Source organism: Vibrio sp. MOR3 (assembly GCF_001557775.1).
Lineage (GTDB): Bacteria > Pseudomonadota > Gammaproteobacteria > Enterobacterales > Vibrionaceae > Vibrio > Vibrio jasicida.
Window position 1 is genome coordinate 239,928 of record NZ_LNRD01000008.1, and the last position, 19,972, is coordinate 259,899.

Sequence of the window (19,972 nt, forward strand, 5' to 3'; positions counted from 1 at the left end):
GGCTTGGTCGAAGCATCCTACTTCGACCAAGCTTTATCGTGCTTAACCTGGGATCTTCGCTACCATGCGAACCGACGTAGTCAGCTCTTCAAGTTGTAGCCAAGGTCTTAGGTGAGCAACGGCTGAATACGCGCCCGGTTTACCCGGTTGTTCAACCACTTCAATGCGAGACTCCGCCAATGGCGTTTTTGCTCGTTGATCATTACCAATTGCACCTGCGTTGGTGTATTGATCTATCCATAGTTGAAGTTCACGTTGAATGTCTGGCGCTTCTAGGTTTGAACCTAACTTGTCGCGACCCATGACTTTCAAGTAGTGAGCGATGCGACCACTTGCCATGATGTAAGGAAGACGCGCTGAAATCGCTGCGTTTGCTGTTGCATCTGGATCTGTGTACGTCTTCGGTTGCTGTGTTGTTTGACCGCCAATGAACACGCCGTAGTTTGAGTTCTTGTAGTGAACCAGTGGCAAGAAGCCTAGGTCACTTAACTCTTTCTCGCGTTCGTCGGTTAGGTTCACTTCTGTCGGACATTGCTGAACCAAGTCGCCAGCTTCGGTCTTGTACGTTAGGTTTGGTAGGTTTTCTACTTTACCGCCGTTATCCAGACCGCGAATCGCTGTACACCAACCGTACGCAGTGAACGCTTGCGTCATTTTCAGACCTAACTCGTAAGCCGCATTTGACCAAACCAACTCATCATTGCTTGAAGGATTCGGGTTGCCATCTTGGTCAGTGTTTAATTCTTCGTAGCTAAACAGCTTGGTGCCAAGACCTTTCTCACCGTAAGGAAGGCGAGCCAGTGTGCGAGGTAGTGTTAGAGTTACGTAGCGCGCGTCGTCACTTTCACGGAACGAGTTCCAAGCAGCGTAAGCCGGAGAATCAAAACCAGCCGCGACAGGTTTGCCTTCTTCGAATGTAGTGAAGTCATTGAACTCAAACATTTCTGCGTTTGCTGCGGCAACGAACGGAGCGTGACACGCAGCGGCTACTTCACCCATGTAACGAAGCAGGGCGACGTCTTCATCTTTTGCGCTGAACTCGTAGTCACCGATGAAGGTACCGTATGGTTCACCGCCTGCTGTGCCGTATTCGCCTTGGTATACCGCGTTAAACAATGGGCTACGGTCGATGGCTGGTGCATCTTCAAATTGATCAAGCAGTTCGTCTTTGGTGTAGTCGACCATTTTGATTTTCAGTGAGCGTCCTAGATCGCTCTCTTTAACCAGTTTTTGCAGACCACGCCATGAACCTTCTAGCTTTTGGAAGTCATTTTCTTGCATGACTTTCGATAGCTGTTTAGAAAGCTTTTTGTCGATCTCTACGATGGCGTTTTCAATCGTTTTGGTGACGTTCTTGTCCCATGTAACTGTGCCGCTTAGCGCTTGCTCTGCCAACACTGAGAAAAGTTCTTTTGTTGTGTCCGCTGGCGTTTGTGTGGTCGCTTCGATCGCACGATCCAGAAAGCTCAACGAAGCTTCAGCCGCTTCTGCTTGTGGTTGGTTTTCAACTTCCGTCGTCATTATTCTGCTCCTTCTTTCTGGATGCCTAGCTCATCGGAAAGGGCGTTGATAGTGTCTGCGCTTTGCAGCACTTCCTTGAGTAGTTTCTCTAGATCACGAGAACGGTCCGCTTTTGAAAGCAGTACTTTGAGTTGGTTACGAGTTTCAACAAGCTTCTTGAGCGGTTCAACTTGCTCAACGATGGCTTCAGGCTCGAAATCTTTCATTGATGAGAATTTCAGACTCGCTTCGATTTGGCTATCGTCATCAACCAAAACGTTGTCCACTTTGAGTGATAACTCAGGGCCAACACGCTTCATGACAGTATCGAAGTTGTCTTTGTCGACGTTATAGAAGGTGCGATCTTCCACGTCTTCTTTGTCTTGCTTGTGACCCGAATAATCACCGACGACTCCCACCACAAAAGGGAGTTCTTTGGTTTCTACTGCGCCATTCGTCTCGACATCGTAAGTAATACTTACACGGTTTTTGCTAACTCGCTTGTGTTGGGAGTTCAGTGCCATAATGGTATCTCCTTATTCCATTAAGAAGCTGTCGAAGTAACTTTCGCTGTCGTCGCGTCAAAGCCCACTTCAGGACCTTTCTCGATTTTGCCGCCTTCGCCTTCGATGTAGTACGCTTTCGAAATCTCGGTGTATGTCAGGCTGAACGATTCATTTGGTAGGTGACCATCCGACGCGCCCATGTTGTAGCTCGACATACGTGCTGCGTTTAGTGTCAGGATTAGGTATGGATCCGCACCAGAACCTTCACGGTTTGGCTTAGTCATCACGATCTCGATGGTTTTACCTTCACCACCTGGCGCGTAAAGGAAAGTCGTTAAGTATGGCGTTGCACCATCACAGCCACGAGTGATGTTCACTTCACCTAGCGCGACCATGCCTTGGTCTGCGTTGTTCGCGTTACCGACGTCGATGCCAACGCCACGAACGGCACTCCAGTTCACTGTATCAATAGCAAAAAATCCATCCTTGCCACCGATCTTATCTACCGTTGCAGCACCTTTTGGTGTAGTGCCATCAATTCTCATGTAAATAGAAGCCATTTGGTTCTCCTTTGCTTATTAGCATTTTTTGCTTCACCACTCGAAATCGGTAATACCGCTCGACGATTGAGTAGTTTTTACTTCTGGTTGGTTGGTTGTATTAGGAGTGTCGCTTTGCTCTGACGTTGTAGGTTCAATTGACGTTGCACTTTGAGACTCCTCATTAGAGGTGTTTTGAACCTCAGGCGCAGAAACGGCTTGAATCGGCTCTGGCACTAATTGTGGTTCAGGAATTGTCTTCAGAATGGTTTGTTCTAAGTTGTCCATTCCGGTGAGTTGATTGATATGACTCAGAACTTGGCTGTTGCCGCCTGTCATTTCTTGGAGTAGTTCTGGCAAGCTTAGATAACCCCATCGAATCGCGCGCTCTAACAAGAACGGAACAGGGCTGTGTGGCTCGGTTTGTTTGAAGTAATCGGCGAGCTTTCTAAGTTCATGAAAAGCGTGGTCGCGATTTTGGATCTGACCTGCGATATTCATCGCAGTGGGTGCTGCTGGCTGGTGTGTTTCATTTGAAGGAGTCGGCTCTAGCAACGGCGTCGTCGTAATTTGTTCTGCTTCTGGCTCTGATGAGGTTGGTGCAACTTCTGCATTTTCAGTTGCCTGATAGGTTGTTTCAGGAGAGTTTGATACGACGGGGGGAGCCTGAGCTTCTTCGGCAATCAATCTAAATTGATCATCCAGCGGCCATTTAGAAAACTTGTCTTCAGTGAGATAACGGATCGCGTTAATCAGTTCCGCGATGTTTTCTTTTATGAATTTAAAACTTACAGGAGTTGCATTAACGGGCTGGCACTGTTGAGCGATGGCTTGTTCTATAGCATCAAGACTTTGATAGGTTTGCGCCAAATCCATTAAGTTGTCTTGCGTGTCAGCGTTGAATAGGTTTTGCGCTTTAGTTTTGATTTCGCCAAGCGAACCGTTGCGCTCTGCGCGTAGGTAATCGCCAAAGGTGACATCGTCAATCAAGCGGATTAACTGCAAAGGCATATACAGGGCAGTGGTATCGTGAGTTTCGCCGACAAGTTGTAGCAGAGGTTTCATCCGGAACTCGGCCCGTTCTCTAGCGATGCCAGACTCTTCTGCGCTTTTTAATTTGTCTTCAGGAAGGAACGGATTGAGCGAATCCCAAAACTGCTCCACGGTGCTTAGAAGCACTTGCGTTGCGTCGGCAAGATTTCGATAGGGAGCGTCGGTGAACAACTGACTGGTGATATACCAACCGAGCAGCTCCAAGTCTTTGCTCGACTGGGTGAGGGCGTGGTATGTCGCGGTACGCAACTGTGCCCAGTTGTCATCATTGCTTTCAAGCAGTGCTTGATCACTGGATGCATCAGGAGTTTCAACCAATTGGCGAAACGATGATTGCGCGGCATTGTAACTGTTTCTAAGTGCTCGATAGGCACTTCTATCAAGCTTCAGATAGACACCACTTGGCGAGCCATCTGTGATCGGAGCCAAAAGACTATCAATATTAACCATATTCAATCCATGAATTGTTATTTTATTAAGCCAGAAGTAAATCCGTTACTCTGGTTTCATAGTTTGTAAACTTCAGTCTAGTGAGAGTTTTCTGAAATAGCCGATAAAAATTAACTATTTAATAAAAACTAAGAGGTTGATCCAAAAAATTGGTCGGAGGAATGTATCTATCAATATAATGCCCTGATTTATAAAGAGGTTTTATCCCCCTATAAGGACTGTGGGCATGCCGGCGACAATACTGCCACCATGTGAAGTCGTGTCTCCCATTCGGGCTGCAGGCTTATTGCTTAATAGCACGGTCGTGCTTCCCATCGCGATAGAATCCGGGGTTCCAACGCAAACACAAACATCACTCACTGTGGCAGCAGGTAAGCTACCGATCAGTACGGTTGGAGCTCCAGGACCGGTGACCGGACCACCCACATGAGGAATTGGTGGAGTTGCTGGTGTCTGCATCGGGCATACATGCATGTCAGTGATACGAGCAGCAGGTAATGTCATCGTACTTCTCCTTGTACTGCAGTTTATGATTGGCTATCTGAAGTGCCTTGACCGCCCGCAGCAATATTCAGAGCCATCGCGATTGCGGCTTGATAGTAAGGTTTAGTTTTGTCCCATTCGGGAAGGGCGGCTGCGTGATTGATCGCTCCCGCAGTCGCTTTCGCGTACAAAAATGGATCAGGCATAACGGGTGGAATATCTGGTGCAACGATGCTGCCAGAACCATTCCAAAATACCGCTTGAGCAAGCCAAGATGGCCCACAATTCAGTTCCAATCGATGAGAGAGGTGTTCGGCTTTGCGGCGCAATTCTTCGGAGGGTGACCGCACCCAAGCCATGCAAGTTTCGACACTTTGTTTTTGAAGGGGTGACCATTCCTCATTGCGTTGATTTAAACACAACGCTCCCCACCAGATTGCCTCCCGGACGGGTAGAGCGTGCGTCAAAAACTGAACGAGATCGTTGTAGAGCTCTTTGTCTGTAAGTGATTGAATTGCATCGTTGATGCTGGTTTCTTCGTTGAGTAGCGCTTTAGCCTCGTCACTGGCTTTGAATCTCGGTAGTATTTGCTCTGCCGTTTGGTATGGAATCTTCTTATATTTCATTAGTTAACCTTTACAATTGCGCCTTTCACTTCACCCATTACGCCGCCATCGAATGTCGCTTTGAGGCCTGATTTAAACTCCGCACTCAAAGAGCCTTCAGCAGAGAGCGTTGTGTCCGCTTTGATGGAAATACTCAGGCCAGAAATGCTATTTGAACTGGTTGCTTCAAGCGCCGTTGTGGTGCCTGAAACCTTGTTGGCTGAAGTGGCTTTGCTGGTGACGTTGGTCCCTTCCAAATTCAGCGCGCTGCTGGCTTTGACGTCGATATTGGTTGCTTCAATGGCAATGGATGATGAGGACAGGGTTATTTTGCTTGAGCCAACTTTGAGCTCGATAGAATCGTCAGCTTCAATCGAAATCGACTTGGCTTTTTCGCTTAATGCTTTGGTTACGCTCAGCGAGTAGTTGTCTTCTGTCGACACTGATACCGCTTTGGTGACTGTTTGGCTCAATTCACCCTTGATGGTTTCGGTTTGGTTGTTTTCAACTTCTTGTGTCAGGTCTTTGGCTGCGTGAAGGTAAAGTAATTCATTGTCTTTTTTGTCATCGAAGTAGAGCTCATTGCTTTCACCGGAAAGCTGGGTTTTGATGCCAGACTTTGTTGTATTGGCTTCTGCGTATGGCGGTGCATTTTTGCTGTTGTAAACGCTGCCTGTGATGATTGGTCTATCTGGATCGCCGTCGATGAAAGAGACCAGAACTTCTTGCCCGGCACGCGGCACAAACTGAGCACCGTAACCACTTCCCGCAAGCATTTGAGCGACACGAACATAGCAACTGGTTTTGTCACCACTTGCGTCTGTATCCCATTGGAACTGAATACGCACACGACCTTGTTCGTCCTGATTAATATCACCCGCGGTTGAGCCAGCAACGACTGCACTCTGTAAACCCTGAACCACTTGTTTTGAGCGAGGTTGCGGGTAGTGAGGAGTATCTTTTGGAATCACTTTCAGTCTGGTGCTGCTCTGTGCATTTTCAGTGTATTCCACTTCCATACTGATGACAGAAAAGTCACCAAGTTGATCTTTGTCTAGATGGCTTGAGAGCGAGAAGTAAGTACCGAGCTCAAAGAGATCATGTTTTGCGCTGGCAATGACACTTTGGTAATCCTGCTCGACATACTCGATTCGACGTTTGGCAAGATTGCTTGAGAGATCCGTCATGTCACCACTGATACCCAAAGTCGGGTAACGCGTGTTGGCGAGTTTAGTGTTATTGGCAATGGTGTTACTGGAGGTTTTACTGCCGCTGGTGATGAGTTTCGTCTGCGAATAATCGTAGCTTGATAGCTCAACACTCGCGCCATGAAAGGCAACGGTAGGGCACCAATCTTCAAGCAAAGGAAGTGAGCCTGTCGGCGTTTCCTTCATATCAAATTTTGCAGTGCTGGCTTTATCAAATGGAGTTTGAGCATCTTGCAAAATCATAGTGTGTGAACCACTCGCATGCTCAAAATAATAATGAACGCCTTCCTCAGCGAGCAGACGAGAAACGAAGTCAAAATCCGATTCGTTATATTGCAAACAATATTCACGCTTGGTCGAAGGCATGCTGGATATTTTATAGTTTCCTTTGAAACCAGCGTTATCGAAAATATCACTGACAATTTCTTGTGTGGATTGATTTTGATAAACCCGGAAAGAATGTGTGTGTTTTAATAACCAAAACCAAGGTTTAAGCGTTATTTCGTATTGGTGGTTCTGCAAATTAGAATCCATTCCTAAATGTTGGATCAATGTCACAACTCCATTGTAGGAACGATTGAGTGTATTGCTGCCAGATTCGTTGAAATAACGGTTTATAGTAAGGAACTGACCTAGTTGATCTTGCATGTCAAAGCCACTGGATACCAGCATTGCTTTGATTTCAAAAGGCTCTGATAAGGCTTGCTTTATTGTTGCATTACTTATGATATGTTCTTGATTACTTGAGTCTTTTGCAGACATCAAACTAGCCGAACTGCTGTATTTATCAGCCATTGCATATCCTTATGCTTGAACTTTTCAATAATAAAAATTTGAAATATAAATACTATTATTAATCAAATTACTCAAAAAATAGCAGTATTAGATCTTATTCGCTATTCGATTTATTAAAAGAAAAGGAGTTCTTTATGGCGAGTCAAAATGCAAAAAAGATGGCGAAAGAATTTTTGCAAAATGTAGAAAAGGACAGTAAGTCATATCACAAAAGTTGGGCGAGGAAATTCGGTAACAAATACCAATCTGCAAAGAACTGGGTAAAACGTGACAAGAAAATGGTCGCGATGGATATTGCGCAAAAAGGGGTAAGGACTGGTATCGGGATGATTCCATTTCCCGGCTCGAAAGAGGGGGCTGCCCTTTTGGAAGTTGCAGGTGGTGCCGCGTTAAAAGCCGCTTCTCGCAAAGCGTGGGAAGAAGGCTCAAAGAAAGGGGTTAAATCTCTTCTTAACAAAAAAATTGAATCTGCTCGCAAGCAACTTAAAACTAACTCGGTAGGAAACGTCGATCACGAGTTCTTGGCGCTTTCTGCGCGTAAGCGTGATGAACACATTCATGCGATTCGTAAGCTAGTGAAGTACGAAGTTAAGTTACTGCCAAAGCGTTCTGATGAACTCAGTTTGCGGTTATTCAAGCTTAAAGAGGCGATCAATGAATCCCGAGTGAAACTTAACAAAACCACCATGTCTTCCACATCGGCTATCGATAACATGCAAGCTTGGACGGAGTTCTTTTCTGCCATCAAAGAGGTGGAGCACTACCAAGCGAAATTGCGTGAAAGCCTGATTCAAGTGCAAGAGATCACTAAAGATGTGGAGTGGTTCTTAGCGGCTTCTGAAGCGACTACCGACCAGATGAATGCACAAAACTTACCGCAACTGGAAGAAGCGTTTGACCAGATCCGCCGCAGTTACGGCAACATCAATTCTCTGAAACAACTGCAAGATATGATGCTAGAGAGAAACCTCGTTGAATCCGGTTTGTTGGATGAAAAAGACTTAACCTACAAACTGGTCAACTAGGCAAATCCGACCGTTCGTTAGCAAATTAAACCCAAGTAGGGAGCTGTTGTGCTCCCAAATTCTTTTTACTTGCTGAATTTATTGGGTTTTTATTGTCGACAATTTCAGCTTGCCCTTATCGAACTGAATGTTTTTCACTCACAAATCACTCAATAACACTATACCTTAGTCTAAATTGTCGACAATTTGCTTGATTGTCGACAATCTGATCGTCTATTTTATATTCAAGTTAACAAATTGTTGACACTTTGATTTCTAAATACGAGTGCCTTGAATATGAATACAGAATTGAAAACTCGTCATAAAGTGATTGTCTCTGAGAAGGAGCACACTAAATCTGAATCGCTGACCGAATCGTTAGTGGAAGCGATTGTGAGTGGTGAGATTGAACCGGGCAGTAAAATCTCAGAGCCTGAATTAGCCAAGAAATATCAAGTGAGTAGAGGTCCTCTACGTGAAGCCATGATGCGTCTTGAAGGACTTGGTTTGATTGAGCGCATTCCGCATGTCGGCGCTCGTGTTATCACTTTCTCTCCAGAAAAACTCATCGAATTGTATTCCGTCCGCGAAGCATTAGAGGGTATGGCTGCCAGACTCGCGGCTCGCTATATCACTCAAGAAGAATTACTGAGTTTGGAAATGCTATTGTCGACACATTCCAAACATATTGACGAAGTCGAAGGATCGTCTTACTTCCACCAGCATGGTGACTTCGACTTCCATTATCGAATCATTCAAGCGAGCCGAAACAGCAAGCTTATCTCTTTGCTTTGCGACGAGCTGTATCACTTACTGCGCATGTACCGTTACCAATCGCCACGTGCGCAATCTCGTCCTAATGAAGCACTCAACGAACACAAATTCATTCTGCAAGCGATTCGCAACCGTGATGAAGAGCTGGCAGAAATGCTGATGAGAAGGCACATCTCAGGCAGCCGAAAACTTATCGAATTACAGATTCTACATTCTGAAAGTAAAGATAGAGAACAAGACTAGAAGGAAATTGTCATGAGCTTATCTCCGGGGGCGAAGTTCAGACTCGCCATTGAGCAAAACAACCCACTGCAGATCGTCGGCACCATTAACCCATACTGCGCCATGATGGCGAAAAATTTGGGTCACCAAGCTATCTATTTGTCGGGTGGTGGCATCGCCAACGCATCTTACGGTTTGCCAGATCTTGGCATCACAACATTGAACGATGTTTTGGTGGACGTAGACCGCATCACCAACGCGTGTGATTTGCCGTTATTGGTTGATATCGATACGGGCTTTGGTGGTGCTTTTAACATTGCACGCACTATCAAAGCGATGGAAAAAGCGGGTGCGGCGGCAGTGCACATGGAAGACCAAGTGGCGCAGAAGCGTTGTGGTCATCGCCCAAACAAAGCGATTGTTAGCCAACAAGAAATGGTTGACCGAGTGAAAGCGGCGGTGGATGCACGTAATGACGAGAGTTTTGTCATTATGGCTCGTACTGATGCGTTGGCGGTGGAAGGCATGGATAGCGCGATTGAACGTGCGATTGCATGTGTGGAAGCGGGCGCAGATATGATCTTCCCAGAGGCAATGAATCAGCTAGACCAATATCAACAGTTCTCGGCAGCGCTTGAAGACGCGACAGGGAAGCACGTTCCAATTCTTGCCAACATTACGGAGTTTGGACAAACGCCGCTATACGGCTGTGAAGAGTTAGCCCAATCCAAAGTGGACATGGTTTTGTACCCATTGAGCGCATTCCGTGCGATGAACAAAGCTGCCGAGATGGTTTACAAACACTTGTTTGAAGTTGGCAACCAAGAAGCGCTGCTTGATTCAATGCAGACACGAAAAGAGCTGTATGAGCACCTTAATTACCACGACTACGAGAATAAGTTAGACAAGCTGTTTTCGGAGGGTAAATAAGGTAAACGAAGAAACAAACGGAAGCCCAAGAAAAGAATCTCTAATCCAATAACGTGAAAATTGTCTGATTCAAAAGAGCCCATTAAGAGAGCCAAGTCAGACAGAAAAGGAGTTCAACAATGCCTCATTCTGTAGAAAAGAAAGCTGAGATAGGTGGCGCAGGTCTACGCGGTCAAAGCGCTGGAAGCACAGCTTTATGTACTGTCGGTAAAACGGGGACAGGTCTAACGTATCGTGGTTACGATATTACGGACTTGGCAAATCATGCTCAATTTGAAGAAGTGGCGCATTTACTGTTACGCGGTCACTTACCTAATCAACAAGAGCTAGACGCCTACAAGACACATCTATTGAGCCTGCGTGGCTTACCAGGGGAGCTTAAACAGGCGTTAGAACTGATTCCGGCTGATGCTCACCCGATGGATGTCATGCGCACAGGTTGTTCTATGCTGGGTAACTTAGAGCAGGAAATGGACTTTGAGCAACAGCTTCATGCTACTGAGCGAATGCTGGCGCTTTTCCCTGCCATTATCTGTTACTGGTACCGCTTCAGCCACGATGGCGTACGAATCAAAACTCACGATAACAGCGAAGACTGCATTGGCGGCTACTTCCTAAAACTGCTTACTGATAAAGCACCAAGTGAAACGCACAAAAATGTGATGCACTGTTCTTTGATTCTTTATGCAGAGCATGAGTTTAATGCCTCAACATTTGCGGCGCGTGTGTGTGCTTCTACGCTTTCTGATCTTCATTCTTGTATTACGGCTGCTATCGGTACGTTACGTGGCCCACTTCATGGCGGTGCAAACGAAGCAGCGATGGAAATGATTCAAGATTGGCAAACGCCAGATGAAGCAGAAGCCAATATTCTGCAGATGCTAGAGAACAAAGACAAAATCATGGGCTTTGGTCATGCTATTTATCGCGAAAGTGACCCTCGTAATGCACTGATCAAGCGTTGGTCTGAAGCGTTATCGAAAGAGGTGGGTGACACACACCTTTACGCGGTTTCTGAGCGTGTGGAATCTGTCATGAAGCGTGAGAAAGGTCTGTTTTGTAACGCCGATTTCTTCCATGCTTCGGCTTACCACTTCATGGATATTCCAACCAAATTGTTTACACCAATCTTTGTGATGAGCCGACTGACAGGTTGGGCGGCGCACGTGTATGAACAACGTGCGAACAACCGAATCATTCGCCCAAGTGCGGATTATACCGGACCGGATCATCAAGATTGGGTGCCAATCGAACAACGCTAGCGCTTGACGCCTCTTTGTGAGTTTTGTCTCGACGGCATTCACAAGGGGCGTCTCTTTCACCGCGAATCCATTTCAAAAACAGTATCGCGGTGCGTTCAGGCACAAGATGTACACTAAAGCGGAAGCAAGCCCATGAGCATCACTACAAACATAAATACTCAATATCGTAAGCCGCTCCCGGGAACCCAACTCGATTATTTTGATACCCGAGAAGCAGTTAACGATATTTCTCCTGGAGCCTATGAAAAGCTCCCATACACCTCACGCGTTTTAGCTGAGCAGTTGGTTCGCCGCTGTGATCCAAATACGCTCACTGATAGCTTAAAACAGTTGATCGAACGCAAGCGTGACCTCGATTTCCCTTGGTATCCGGCGCGTGTGGTTTGTCATGACATCCTTGGACAAACCGCATTAGTCGACCTTGCTGGTTTGCGTGATGCGATTGCCGAACAAGGCGGTGACCCAGCGAAAGTAAACCCTGTGGTTGAAACGCAATTGATCGTTGACCATTCACTGGCAGTTGAACACGCAGGCTTTGACCCAGAGGCTTTTGAAAAAAACCGCGCGATAGAAGAGCGCAGAAACGAAGACCGATTCCACTTTATCGAGTGGTGTAAGACGGCGTTTGAGAACGTCAGTGTTATTCCTGCGGGTAATGGCATCATGCACCAAATCAATTTGGAGAAGATGTCTCCAGTGGTGCAAGCCAAGCAAGGCATTGCTTATCCCGATACCTGTGTCGGCACAGACAGTCACACACCTCACGTTGATTCTCTTGGCGTTATTGCGATTGGTGTCGGCGGTTTAGAGGCGGAGACGGTTATGCTTGGTCGCCCGTCGATGATGCGTCTACCAGACATTGTTGGCGTGAAGCTGACTGGTAAGCGTCAACCGGGTATTACCGCTACCGATATCGTGTTGGCAATTACCGAGTTCCTGCGACATGAACGCGTGGTTTCATCCTATCTCGAGTTCTTTGGTGAAGGGGCGCGAGACCTAACTATTGGCGACCGCGCGACCATCTCAAACATGACGCCAGAATACGGCGCAACCGCTGGGATGTTCTACATTGATGAGCAGACCATTAATTACCTCAAACTGACGGGGCGTGATGAACAGCAGGTCGACTTGGTCGAGAAGTACGCCAAGCAAACCGGACTGTGGGCAGATGATTTAGATACTGTCGTTTACGAACGCGTACTTGAGTTTGATTTGTCCCAAGTCGGCCGCAATTTGGCTGGACCATCAAATCCTCATCGTCGTTTACCTACTTCAGAGCTTGCTGAGCGCGGTGTTTCTGGAGAGTGGCAAGAGAAAGAAGGCGAACTTCCAGATGGCGCGGTGATCATTGCGGCGATTACTTCTTGTACCAACACGAGTAACCCAAGAAACGTTGTGGCAGCAGGTCTGGTTGCTAAGAAAGCGAATGAGCTTGGTTTGGTACGCAAACCTTGGGTGAAGTCTTCATTTGCTCCGGGCTCTAAAGTGGCTCGACTCTACCTTGAAGAATCGGGCTTACTCCCTGAATTGGAGAAGCTTGGTTTTGGTATCGTGGCTTATGCGTGTACAACCTGTAACGGTATGAGTGGTGCACTTGACCCGAAAATCCAACAAGAAATCATCGACCGAGATCTGTATTCAACGGCAGTACTTTCTGGGAACCGAAACTTTGATGGTCGAATTCATCCTTATGCAAAACAAGCATTTTTAGCATCGCCACCTTTGGTCGTTGCTTACGCGCTAGCCGGTACGATTCGCTTTGATATCGAACGTGACTCTTTAGGCACAGACAAAGACGGCAAGCCCGTTTATCTCAATGACTTGTGGCCAACGGATGAAGAAATTGATGCTGTGGTGGGTGAGTACGTTAAGCCAGAGCAATTTAATCAAGTCTACATTCAAATGTTTAAACTGAATGATGAGGCTCGTAACCCGAATCCGCTCTACGATTGGCGTCCGATGAGTACGTATATCCGTCGACCTCCCTACTGGCAAAAAGAGGGGGAAGGTGCACTGGCTGGTGAGCGAACTCTGTCTTCAATGCGTCCTCTTGCCGTTTTAGGCGATAACATTACGACCGACCATTTGTCGCCATCGAACGCGATTTTGGCAAGCAGCGCCGCAGGTGAGTACCTCGCGAAGATGGGCGTGCCAGAAGAAGACTTTAACTCATACGCGACTCACCGAGGGGATCACTTAACCGCGCAGCGCGCCACTTTCGCTAACCCGAAGTTGTTCAACGAAATGGTCAAGGAAAATGGCGAAGTCGTGCAAGGATCGCTGGCAAGAGTCGAACCTGAAGGCAAAGTGACACGCATGTGGGAAGCGATTGAGACTTACATGAATCGCAAGCAGCCGCTTATCGTGGTCGCAGGTGCGGATTATGGTCAAGGATCGTCGCGAGATTGGGCGGCGAAAGGCGTTCGCTTGGCGGGTGTAGAAGCGATTGTCGCGGAAGGTTTTGAGCGTATTCACCGTACCAATTTAGTTGGCATGGGCGTACTTCCTCTGCAATTTAAAGATAGCGTGAACCGAAATACGCTCGAATTAGATGGCACTGAGCTTTATGACGTTATCGGCGATATCACTCCTGGTGCTGATTTGGCGTTGGTGATTACTCGTGCTAATGGCGATAAGGTTGATGTGCCGGTGACTTGTCGACTCGATACCGAAGATGAAGTTCACGTATACAAAGCGGGCGGTGTGTTACAGCGCTTTGCTCAAGACTTCCTCTCGCAATAGATAGCGCAATAACGGAGCAAGATATGGATAGCAAGATGCAAAGCCAAATCAAAGTCCCGGCGACTTACATGCGCGGCGGTACGAGCAAAGGTGTGTTCTTCAACCTTGAAGATTTGCCACAGCCAGCTCAAGTCGCAGGCGAGGCAAGAGACAAACTGCTACTTCGTGTGATTGGTAGCCCTGACCCGTATGCCAAACAAATTGATGGCATGGGCGGCGCGACTTCCAGCACCAGTAAAACTGTGATTGTGTCGCGCAGTGAGCGAGCCGATCACGACGTTGATTACCTGTTCGGACAAGTATCGATAGATAAGCCATTTGTCGATTGGAGTGGTAACTGTGGCAACCTTTCTGCTGCAGTCGGACCTTTCGCCATTCATGCAGGGTTGATCGACGAAGATCGTATTCCTCAAAACGGCATCGTTACCGTTCGTGTATGGCAGGTAAATATTGGCAAAACCATATTGATTCATGTGCCAATCGTAAATGGTTTCGTTCAAGAAACAGGGGAGTTTGAGCTTGATGGAGTGACGTTCCCTGCTGCTGAAATCCAAGTTGATTTCCTCGACCCTGCTGATGGTGAAGGCAGCATGTTTCCAACCGGCAATCTAGTAGACGATTTGGTCGTGCCAGATGTTGGGACGTTCAACGCCACCTTCATTAACGCAGGCATACCGACGATCTTTATTGATGCAGAAGCGCCCGGTTACCAAGGCACTGAGCTTCAAGGTGACATCAATAACGATGAAGCAGCCCTTGCGAGGTTTGAGTCCATTCGTGCTCATGGGGCATTAAAAATGGGTCTTATTAATTCGCTCGAAGAGGCTCAAACACGTCAGCACACGCCTAAGATTGCGTTTGTTTCCCAGCCTAAATCCTACTTATCGTCGAGTGGTAAAACCGTAGAAGCAGGTAAGGTCGATATTCTCGTCCGAGCTTTATCTATGGGCAAACTTCACCATGCCATGATGGGAACCGCAGCGGTCGCTATTGCCTCGGCGGCATGCGTTCCGCGTACTCTAGTCAACTTGGCCGCTGGTGGCGGAGAGAAAGAGTCTGTGACGTTTGGGCATCCATCAGGAACGCTTAAGGTGGGGGCGAAAGCCAAACAAACAGAACAAGGTTGGGTGGTTGAGAAAGCCATAATGAGCCGCAGCGCGAGAATACTGATGGAGGGCTTTGTGCGTGTTCCCTCCAATGTCTTTGAATAACACAATTGCATGGTAGAAATACTTATACCAACCACATCAATTATTTGATGATTCTTGGTTGTTAAAACCGCTGATAACTTCGTTAAACCTATTTCTTAGTTAAAGAAGGTGTAGGTAGAGCAACTAGCTAGCTGCAATCTTTGCCTTGTTCTAAGCGGTTTTACCTACGCAATCTTCTGAACATCTAATTAATGCGATTGGTATTAAAAAGCAATGTCAGGACATACTGGAGGAAGCAATATGTCTGCATATCAAAAAGAATACCTTTGGGCACAAAATGAACCGGAAAACTTTTGGCGGGCTCAAGCTGAAAACATCGATTGGTTTGAAGCGCCAAACACCATCTTACGAGCTGACGAACATGGAATTGAACGTTGGTTTCCTGATGGGGTATTGAACACGTCGTGGCTCGCGTTGGATTATCATTGCGAGCAAGGAAAAGGCGATAAAACCGCACTGATTTATGATTCGCCAGTGACGGGTCAAAAACAAACTTACAGCTATCAAGCTTTGCGCGACCAAGTAGCAAAAATCGCGGGTATGCTTTCCAACCAAGGCGTAACCAAAGGCGATCGTGTGGTTATCTACATGCCGATGATCCCAGAAGCGGCAATGGCGATGCTGGCGTGTGCTCGATTGGGCGCGATTCATTCTGTGGTTTTTGGCGGTTTTGCCCCGAATGAGCTTGCCGTTCGAATTGAAGATGCGGAACCTAAAGTCATCATGACGGCGTCTTGTGGCATCGAAATCAATAAGATAATTCCATACAAACCCATGGTCGACAAAGCCATTATGGACAGCCGTTGGAAGCCAGAGAAAGTCTTTGTTCTTCAACGCCCACAGTGCGAAGCCGAACTTAATCTAGAACGTGATTTAGATTGGCAGCAAGAATACGCGCAAGCTTTGCCTCATGCGTGTGTCCCTGTGCTTGCGACAGATCCTCTTTATATTCTGTATACCTCTGGCACAACAGGTAAACCAAAAGGCGTGGTGCGTGATAATGGTGGTCATGCCGTGGCAATGAAATATTCGATGACGTCGATTTATAACATTCCTCAAGATGGTGTGTTCTGGGCTGCATCGGATGTAGGGTGGGTCGTAGGTCACTCTTATATTGTGTACGCGCCGCTGATTCATGGCTGTACCACTATTTTGTTTGAAGGCAAACCGGTAAGAACACCAGATCCGGGTGCATTCTGGCGTGTTTGTGATGAATATAAAGTGGACGTGCTTTTCTCCGCGCCAACCGCTTTCCGTGCAATTAAGAAAGAAGACCCAGAAGGCGAGTTCATTAAGCAATACGACTTGTCGAATCTTGATTCTATTTTCATGGCAGGTGAACGTCTTGACCCACCAACGCTAGAATGGGTCGAAAGCAAGGCAGATAAGCCGGTCATTGACCACTGGTGGCAAACCGAGACTGGATGGGCTATCGCGGGCAATCCGACCGGTATTGAGATGATGCCGGTAAAAGCAGGCTCCGCTACCAAGCCGATTCCTGGCTATCAGGTCGAGATTCTCAACGAAATGGGCATGCCAGTGGGCGCAAATCAGCAAGGTTTTGTAGCATTGAAACGCCCATTACCACCAAGCTGTTTACCGACTGTCTGGCGCAACCATGACCGCTTTGAAACAGGTTATCTAAGTCAATTTCCGGGTTACTACGTATCGGGAGATGGTGGTTACCTAGATGAAGATGGTTATCTGTTTATCATGGGGCGTATTGATGACGTAATTAACGTCGCAGGTCACCGTCTGTCTACCGGCGAGATGGAAGAAATCGTTGGTGGTCACCCCGCGATTGCAGAATGCGCGGTAGTTGGTATCCACGATGAGTTAAAGGGGCAGCTACCACTTGGTTTCGTGGTTCTTAAAGATGGCGTGAAGATTGATGATCTAACGCTAGAAGGTGAGTTGGTGGGTAAAGTGCGCAACGAGATTGGCGCAGTAGCGTGCTTTAAACATGCGCTGGTTGTTGACCGTTTGCCAAAGACTCGCTCAGGTAAAATTTTGCGAAGAACCATTCGTCAAATAGCCGATGGCGAGCAATACGTGGTGCCATCAACCATTGATGATCCATCCAGTCTTGGCGAAATCGAACGAGTGCTTAAACGTGACTAGTTAAGTACGATCTTAATTAAGTGGCCCTTAGGTTACCTAGGAGCAAGCACAAACACCGGAGCCTCTTGCTTTGTCGGCAAGAGGCTTTTGCATTCCTGCTTGCCTAAACTCGTGTTTAAACACACACTATATGGACTTCTGTTTTTGGTTTCTTTTCCTATGTCTACTTTTGTTATCAAACCAGCGCTTTTTGACGATCTTGAACAACTCAATGATTTGATGTTCGAGCTGCATGATGAGCACCATATTCAATCCCCAGAGCTGTTTAAAACCGCAGAAGAAATCGAACAAGAAAAGAGCATTGCTCGCTATCTCGATAATCCTGAATGTTTGGTGTATGTCGCTAGAGTAGAGGACGAGATCATCGGCTTTGTATCTGGACATTTCTGCGAGCTTATTTCTACGGTTAGTAAACCTGTCATGATGGGAAGCGTTGATGAGCTATACGTCTTACCCGAATATCGTAAGCAAGGTACCGCGAAGGCTTTGATTGAAAAGATAGAGGCGACATTCGTTGATTACGGAGTGAAACAGATGTTTGTTGAGGTTTGGGACTTTAACCAGACAGCGATTTCTCTCTATGAGAACCAAGGTTTTGGGCATCATATTCATTGGTTAAGAAAGTCGTTATCTGAACGTTAATTAATGCGTAGCTAAGACGGTAACTTAGTGACTTATGTAATCTGACGGTGCAAAAGTTGAGTCTACTAGTTAGTATTTGCTATTAGTTGCGTCGCAATGTGCGGCGACTCATTCTCATCCAAATTGGTGATGTTGTTTTTGTTTGCTTGTTTTGTAAGTGGCACATGAATAGTGCCTCATAAAACAAGAGGAAAATAACATTGAACCTATCAAAAACCTTACTTGCAACGGCGTTATTGCCAATGTTGGCAAGTGCAGATCAAGTCACGCAGACACAAAACAATGAAATTCAGCCGGATATCGTGGGTGGTATCACGGCAAACCCCAATGACTGGAAATTTTACACGCAGATAGTCAGCCGCAATGGTAATCGTTCTTTTTGCGGAGCGAGTTATATTGGGGATGGTTTCGTACTTACTGCTGCCCATTGTGTTGACGGTGACACACCAAATCAAATAGCAGTAAAAATTGGTGGTGTGATTTATAACGGTACTGATGGTGTACGTTCCAACGTCAGCCAGATCTATATTCATCCTTCTTATAATGCCTCTACGCTTTCTAACGACATCGCATTGCTTAAGCTCAGTTCAATTCCCTCTGGTGTTGCGAAAGTGGATATAGCCGCAGGCAGTGTCTCGCAATATGCAGGCGTCGGTGATTGGTTAACTGTCGCTGGACTAGGCCGAACTTCGGAGGGGGGCAGTTCACCAGCCGCTCTACAAGAAGTGGATGTGCCTCTGGTGTCTGATGCAATGTGCCGTCAAGCTGGTGGGAACTACACAACAGTTGGGGCTGTTTCGTTTTGTGCGGGAGTACCTCAAGGTGGCATTGATTCTTGTCAGGGAGACAGTGGTGGTCCCATCGTTGTGAATAATAACGGCGTTGTGACTCAACTTGGTATCGTAAGTTGGGGCATAGGTTGTGCCCGACCGGGTAAGTACGGTGTGTATAGCGACATTGCGGCGTTGCGCAGTTTTGTTGATGGCGTTGTAGGTACGACAATGCCTCCGACAGATAATGTTTCTGTTGGTTACACCGCAAATCAGACTTTGAGTTCTTTTAAAGTGGGCGAGCTGAAGCAACACAGTTTCAGTATTCAAAATATCGGTAATGTCGCGTTTACTGTAGAAAATGTGGGACTGCAAAGTTCTGGTGTCACAAAATCTGCGATGATCACCAGAGACCAATGTACACAATCGACACTCAATGCAGGCGGCTCGTGTCGTGTCGATGTGGAGTTTGGCGCTTCTCAAGTAGGTGAGGCGAGCGTCGCTTTGGCTTTTGGTATCGATAAAACGAGTACTACATACCAAGCAGTGGCTACAGCTTCCGCTACTAATACAACGACACCGCCTCCTGATAGTTGTGACAATGAATGGAAAGCGAGTGGCGTATACAACACGGGTGAAACCGTTATTTGGGTTGGTCAATTATGGCAAGCGCAATGGTGGACACAAGGTGATAACCCATCAGAATCTGGTCCATGGGGAGTATGGCAGTCAATTGGTAGCTCAGATTGTTCTGGGACTAATCCTCCTGTAGAGCCTCCAACAGAGCCTACACCACCAACTTCGGGTGATGCTTACCAAGCGGGTACGAATTATTCTGCAGGGGATGTGGTGACGAATAATGGTGCAAGTTATCAATGTAAGCCTTGGCCAAACAGTTTGTGGTGTGGCTCAACTCCAAGTGCATATGAGCCGGGCGTGGGCTCAGCTTGGACAGATGCATGGTTAAAGCTGTAAAAGTATAAATGAATCATAAAGAGAGTTTATTTGTTGTCGACAATAAGCTCTCTTTCTTGTTTCAATTCTGAGAAGGCGTAAAATCCACGTAAATTCCTCTGACGTTAACTTAATATAACTGGCAAAATCGCAGCCAATATTTCGAGTTATGTCTGATTTTTGTCAGAACTATTTTGAAGA

At 46.8% G+C, this 19,972-nt stretch carries 16 protein-coding genes; 9 read left to right on the forward strand and 7 right to left on the reverse strand.

The window, feature by feature from the left end; translation table 11 throughout:
* Positions 1-42 precede the first annotated feature (42 nt).
* From tssC to tssI, 7 genes are all read right to left on the reverse strand, one after another.
* Positions 43-1,521 carry a type VI secretion system contractile sheath large subunit gene (gene tssC, locus ATB76_RS16745; protein WP_005451931.1) on the reverse strand — a complete coding sequence of 493 codons (1,479 nt, stop codon included), beginning with the start codon at positions 1,519-1,521 and terminating at the stop codon, positions 43-45.
* Positions 1,521-2,024 (reverse strand): type VI secretion system contractile sheath small subunit, encoded by a 504-nt coding sequence (gene tssB, locus ATB76_RS16750; protein WP_005443648.1) that lies wholly within the window; start codon positions 2,022-2,024, stop codon positions 1,521-1,523. Before tssB ends, tssC begins: the two co-directional genes overlap by 1 nt.
* A gap of 20 nt (positions 2,025-2,044) precedes the next feature.
* Complete coding sequence (locus ATB76_RS16755) at positions 2,045-2,566, reverse strand: type VI secretion system tube protein Hcp (protein WP_061035765.1); 522 nt, start codon at positions 2,564-2,566, stop codon at positions 2,045-2,047.
* Positions 2,567-2,599: 33 nt separating this feature from the next.
* Complete coding sequence (locus ATB76_RS16760) at positions 2,600-4,048, reverse strand: type VI secretion system ImpA family N-terminal domain-containing protein (protein WP_061035766.1); 1,449 nt, start codon at positions 4,046-4,048, stop codon at positions 2,600-2,602.
* 201 nt (positions 4,049-4,249) lie between these two features.
* A complete protein-coding gene (locus ATB76_RS16765) occupies positions 4,250-4,552 on the reverse strand; it encodes a PAAR domain-containing protein (RefSeq protein ID WP_005426629.1) in 303 nt (100 codons plus the stop codon).
* 23 nt (positions 4,553-4,575) lie between these two features.
* Entirely contained in the window at positions 4,576-5,157 is a 582-nt protein-coding gene (locus ATB76_RS16770; protein WP_038882040.1) for a hypothetical protein, read from the reverse strand.
* Positions 5,157-7,139, reverse strand: coding sequence for a type VI secretion system tip protein TssI/VgrG (gene tssI, locus ATB76_RS16775; RefSeq protein ID WP_061035767.1), 1,983 nt, complete (start codon positions 7,137-7,139; stop codon positions 5,157-5,159). Before tssI ends, ATB76_RS16770 begins: the two co-directional genes overlap by 1 nt.
* A gap of 134 nt (positions 7,140-7,273) precedes the next feature.
* Here tssI and ATB76_RS16780 point away from each other — a divergent pair, with 134 nt between their 5' ends.
* The 9 genes from ATB76_RS16780 to ATB76_RS16820 all read left to right on the forward strand — a co-directional run bounded on the left by ATB76_RS16780 (position 7,274) and on the right by ATB76_RS16820 (position 19,792).
* Positions 7,274-8,164 (forward strand): hypothetical protein, encoded by an 891-nt coding sequence (locus ATB76_RS16780; protein ID WP_061035768.1) that lies wholly within the window; start codon positions 7,274-7,276, stop codon positions 8,162-8,164.
* Between the two features lie 276 nt (positions 8,165-8,440).
* Complete coding sequence (locus tag ATB76_RS16785) at positions 8,441-9,160, forward strand: GntR family transcriptional regulator (protein ID WP_009696948.1); 720 nt, start codon at positions 8,441-8,443, stop codon at positions 9,158-9,160.
* A gap of 12 nt (positions 9,161-9,172) precedes the next feature.
* Positions 9,173-10,069, forward strand: coding sequence for a methylisocitrate lyase (gene prpB, locus ATB76_RS16790; protein ID WP_061035769.1), 897 nt, complete (start codon positions 9,173-9,175; stop codon positions 10,067-10,069).
* Between the two features lie 119 nt (positions 10,070-10,188).
* Complete coding sequence (gene prpC / locus ATB76_RS16795; protein ID WP_045421158.1) at positions 10,189-11,331, forward strand: 2-methylcitrate synthase; 1,143 nt, start codon at positions 10,189-10,191, stop codon at positions 11,329-11,331.
* Positions 11,332-11,463: 132 nt separating this feature from the next.
* Positions 11,464-14,073, forward strand: coding sequence for a Fe/S-dependent 2-methylisocitrate dehydratase AcnD (gene acnD, locus ATB76_RS16800; RefSeq protein WP_061035770.1), 2,610 nt, complete (start codon positions 11,464-11,466; stop codon positions 14,071-14,073).
* 23 nt (positions 14,074-14,096) lie between these two features.
* Complete coding sequence (prpF, locus tag ATB76_RS16805) at positions 14,097-15,284, forward strand: 2-methylaconitate cis-trans isomerase PrpF (protein WP_061035771.1); 1,188 nt, start codon at positions 14,097-14,099, stop codon at positions 15,282-15,284.
* Between the two features lie 240 nt (positions 15,285-15,524).
* A complete protein-coding gene (locus ATB76_RS16810) occupies positions 15,525-17,405 on the forward strand; it encodes a propionyl-CoA synthetase (protein WP_061035772.1) in 1,881 nt (626 codons plus the stop codon).
* Between the two features lie 159 nt (positions 17,406-17,564).
* Positions 17,565-18,047, forward strand: a complete 483-nt coding sequence (locus tag ATB76_RS16815) for a GNAT family N-acetyltransferase (RefSeq protein WP_005443631.1) — start codon at positions 17,565-17,567, stop codon at positions 18,045-18,047.
* 200 nt (positions 18,048-18,247) lie between these two features.
* Positions 18,248-19,792, forward strand: coding sequence for a trypsin-like serine protease (locus ATB76_RS16820; RefSeq protein WP_061035773.1), 1,545 nt, complete (start codon positions 18,248-18,250; stop codon positions 19,790-19,792).
* Positions 19,793-19,972: the final 180 nt, after the last annotated feature.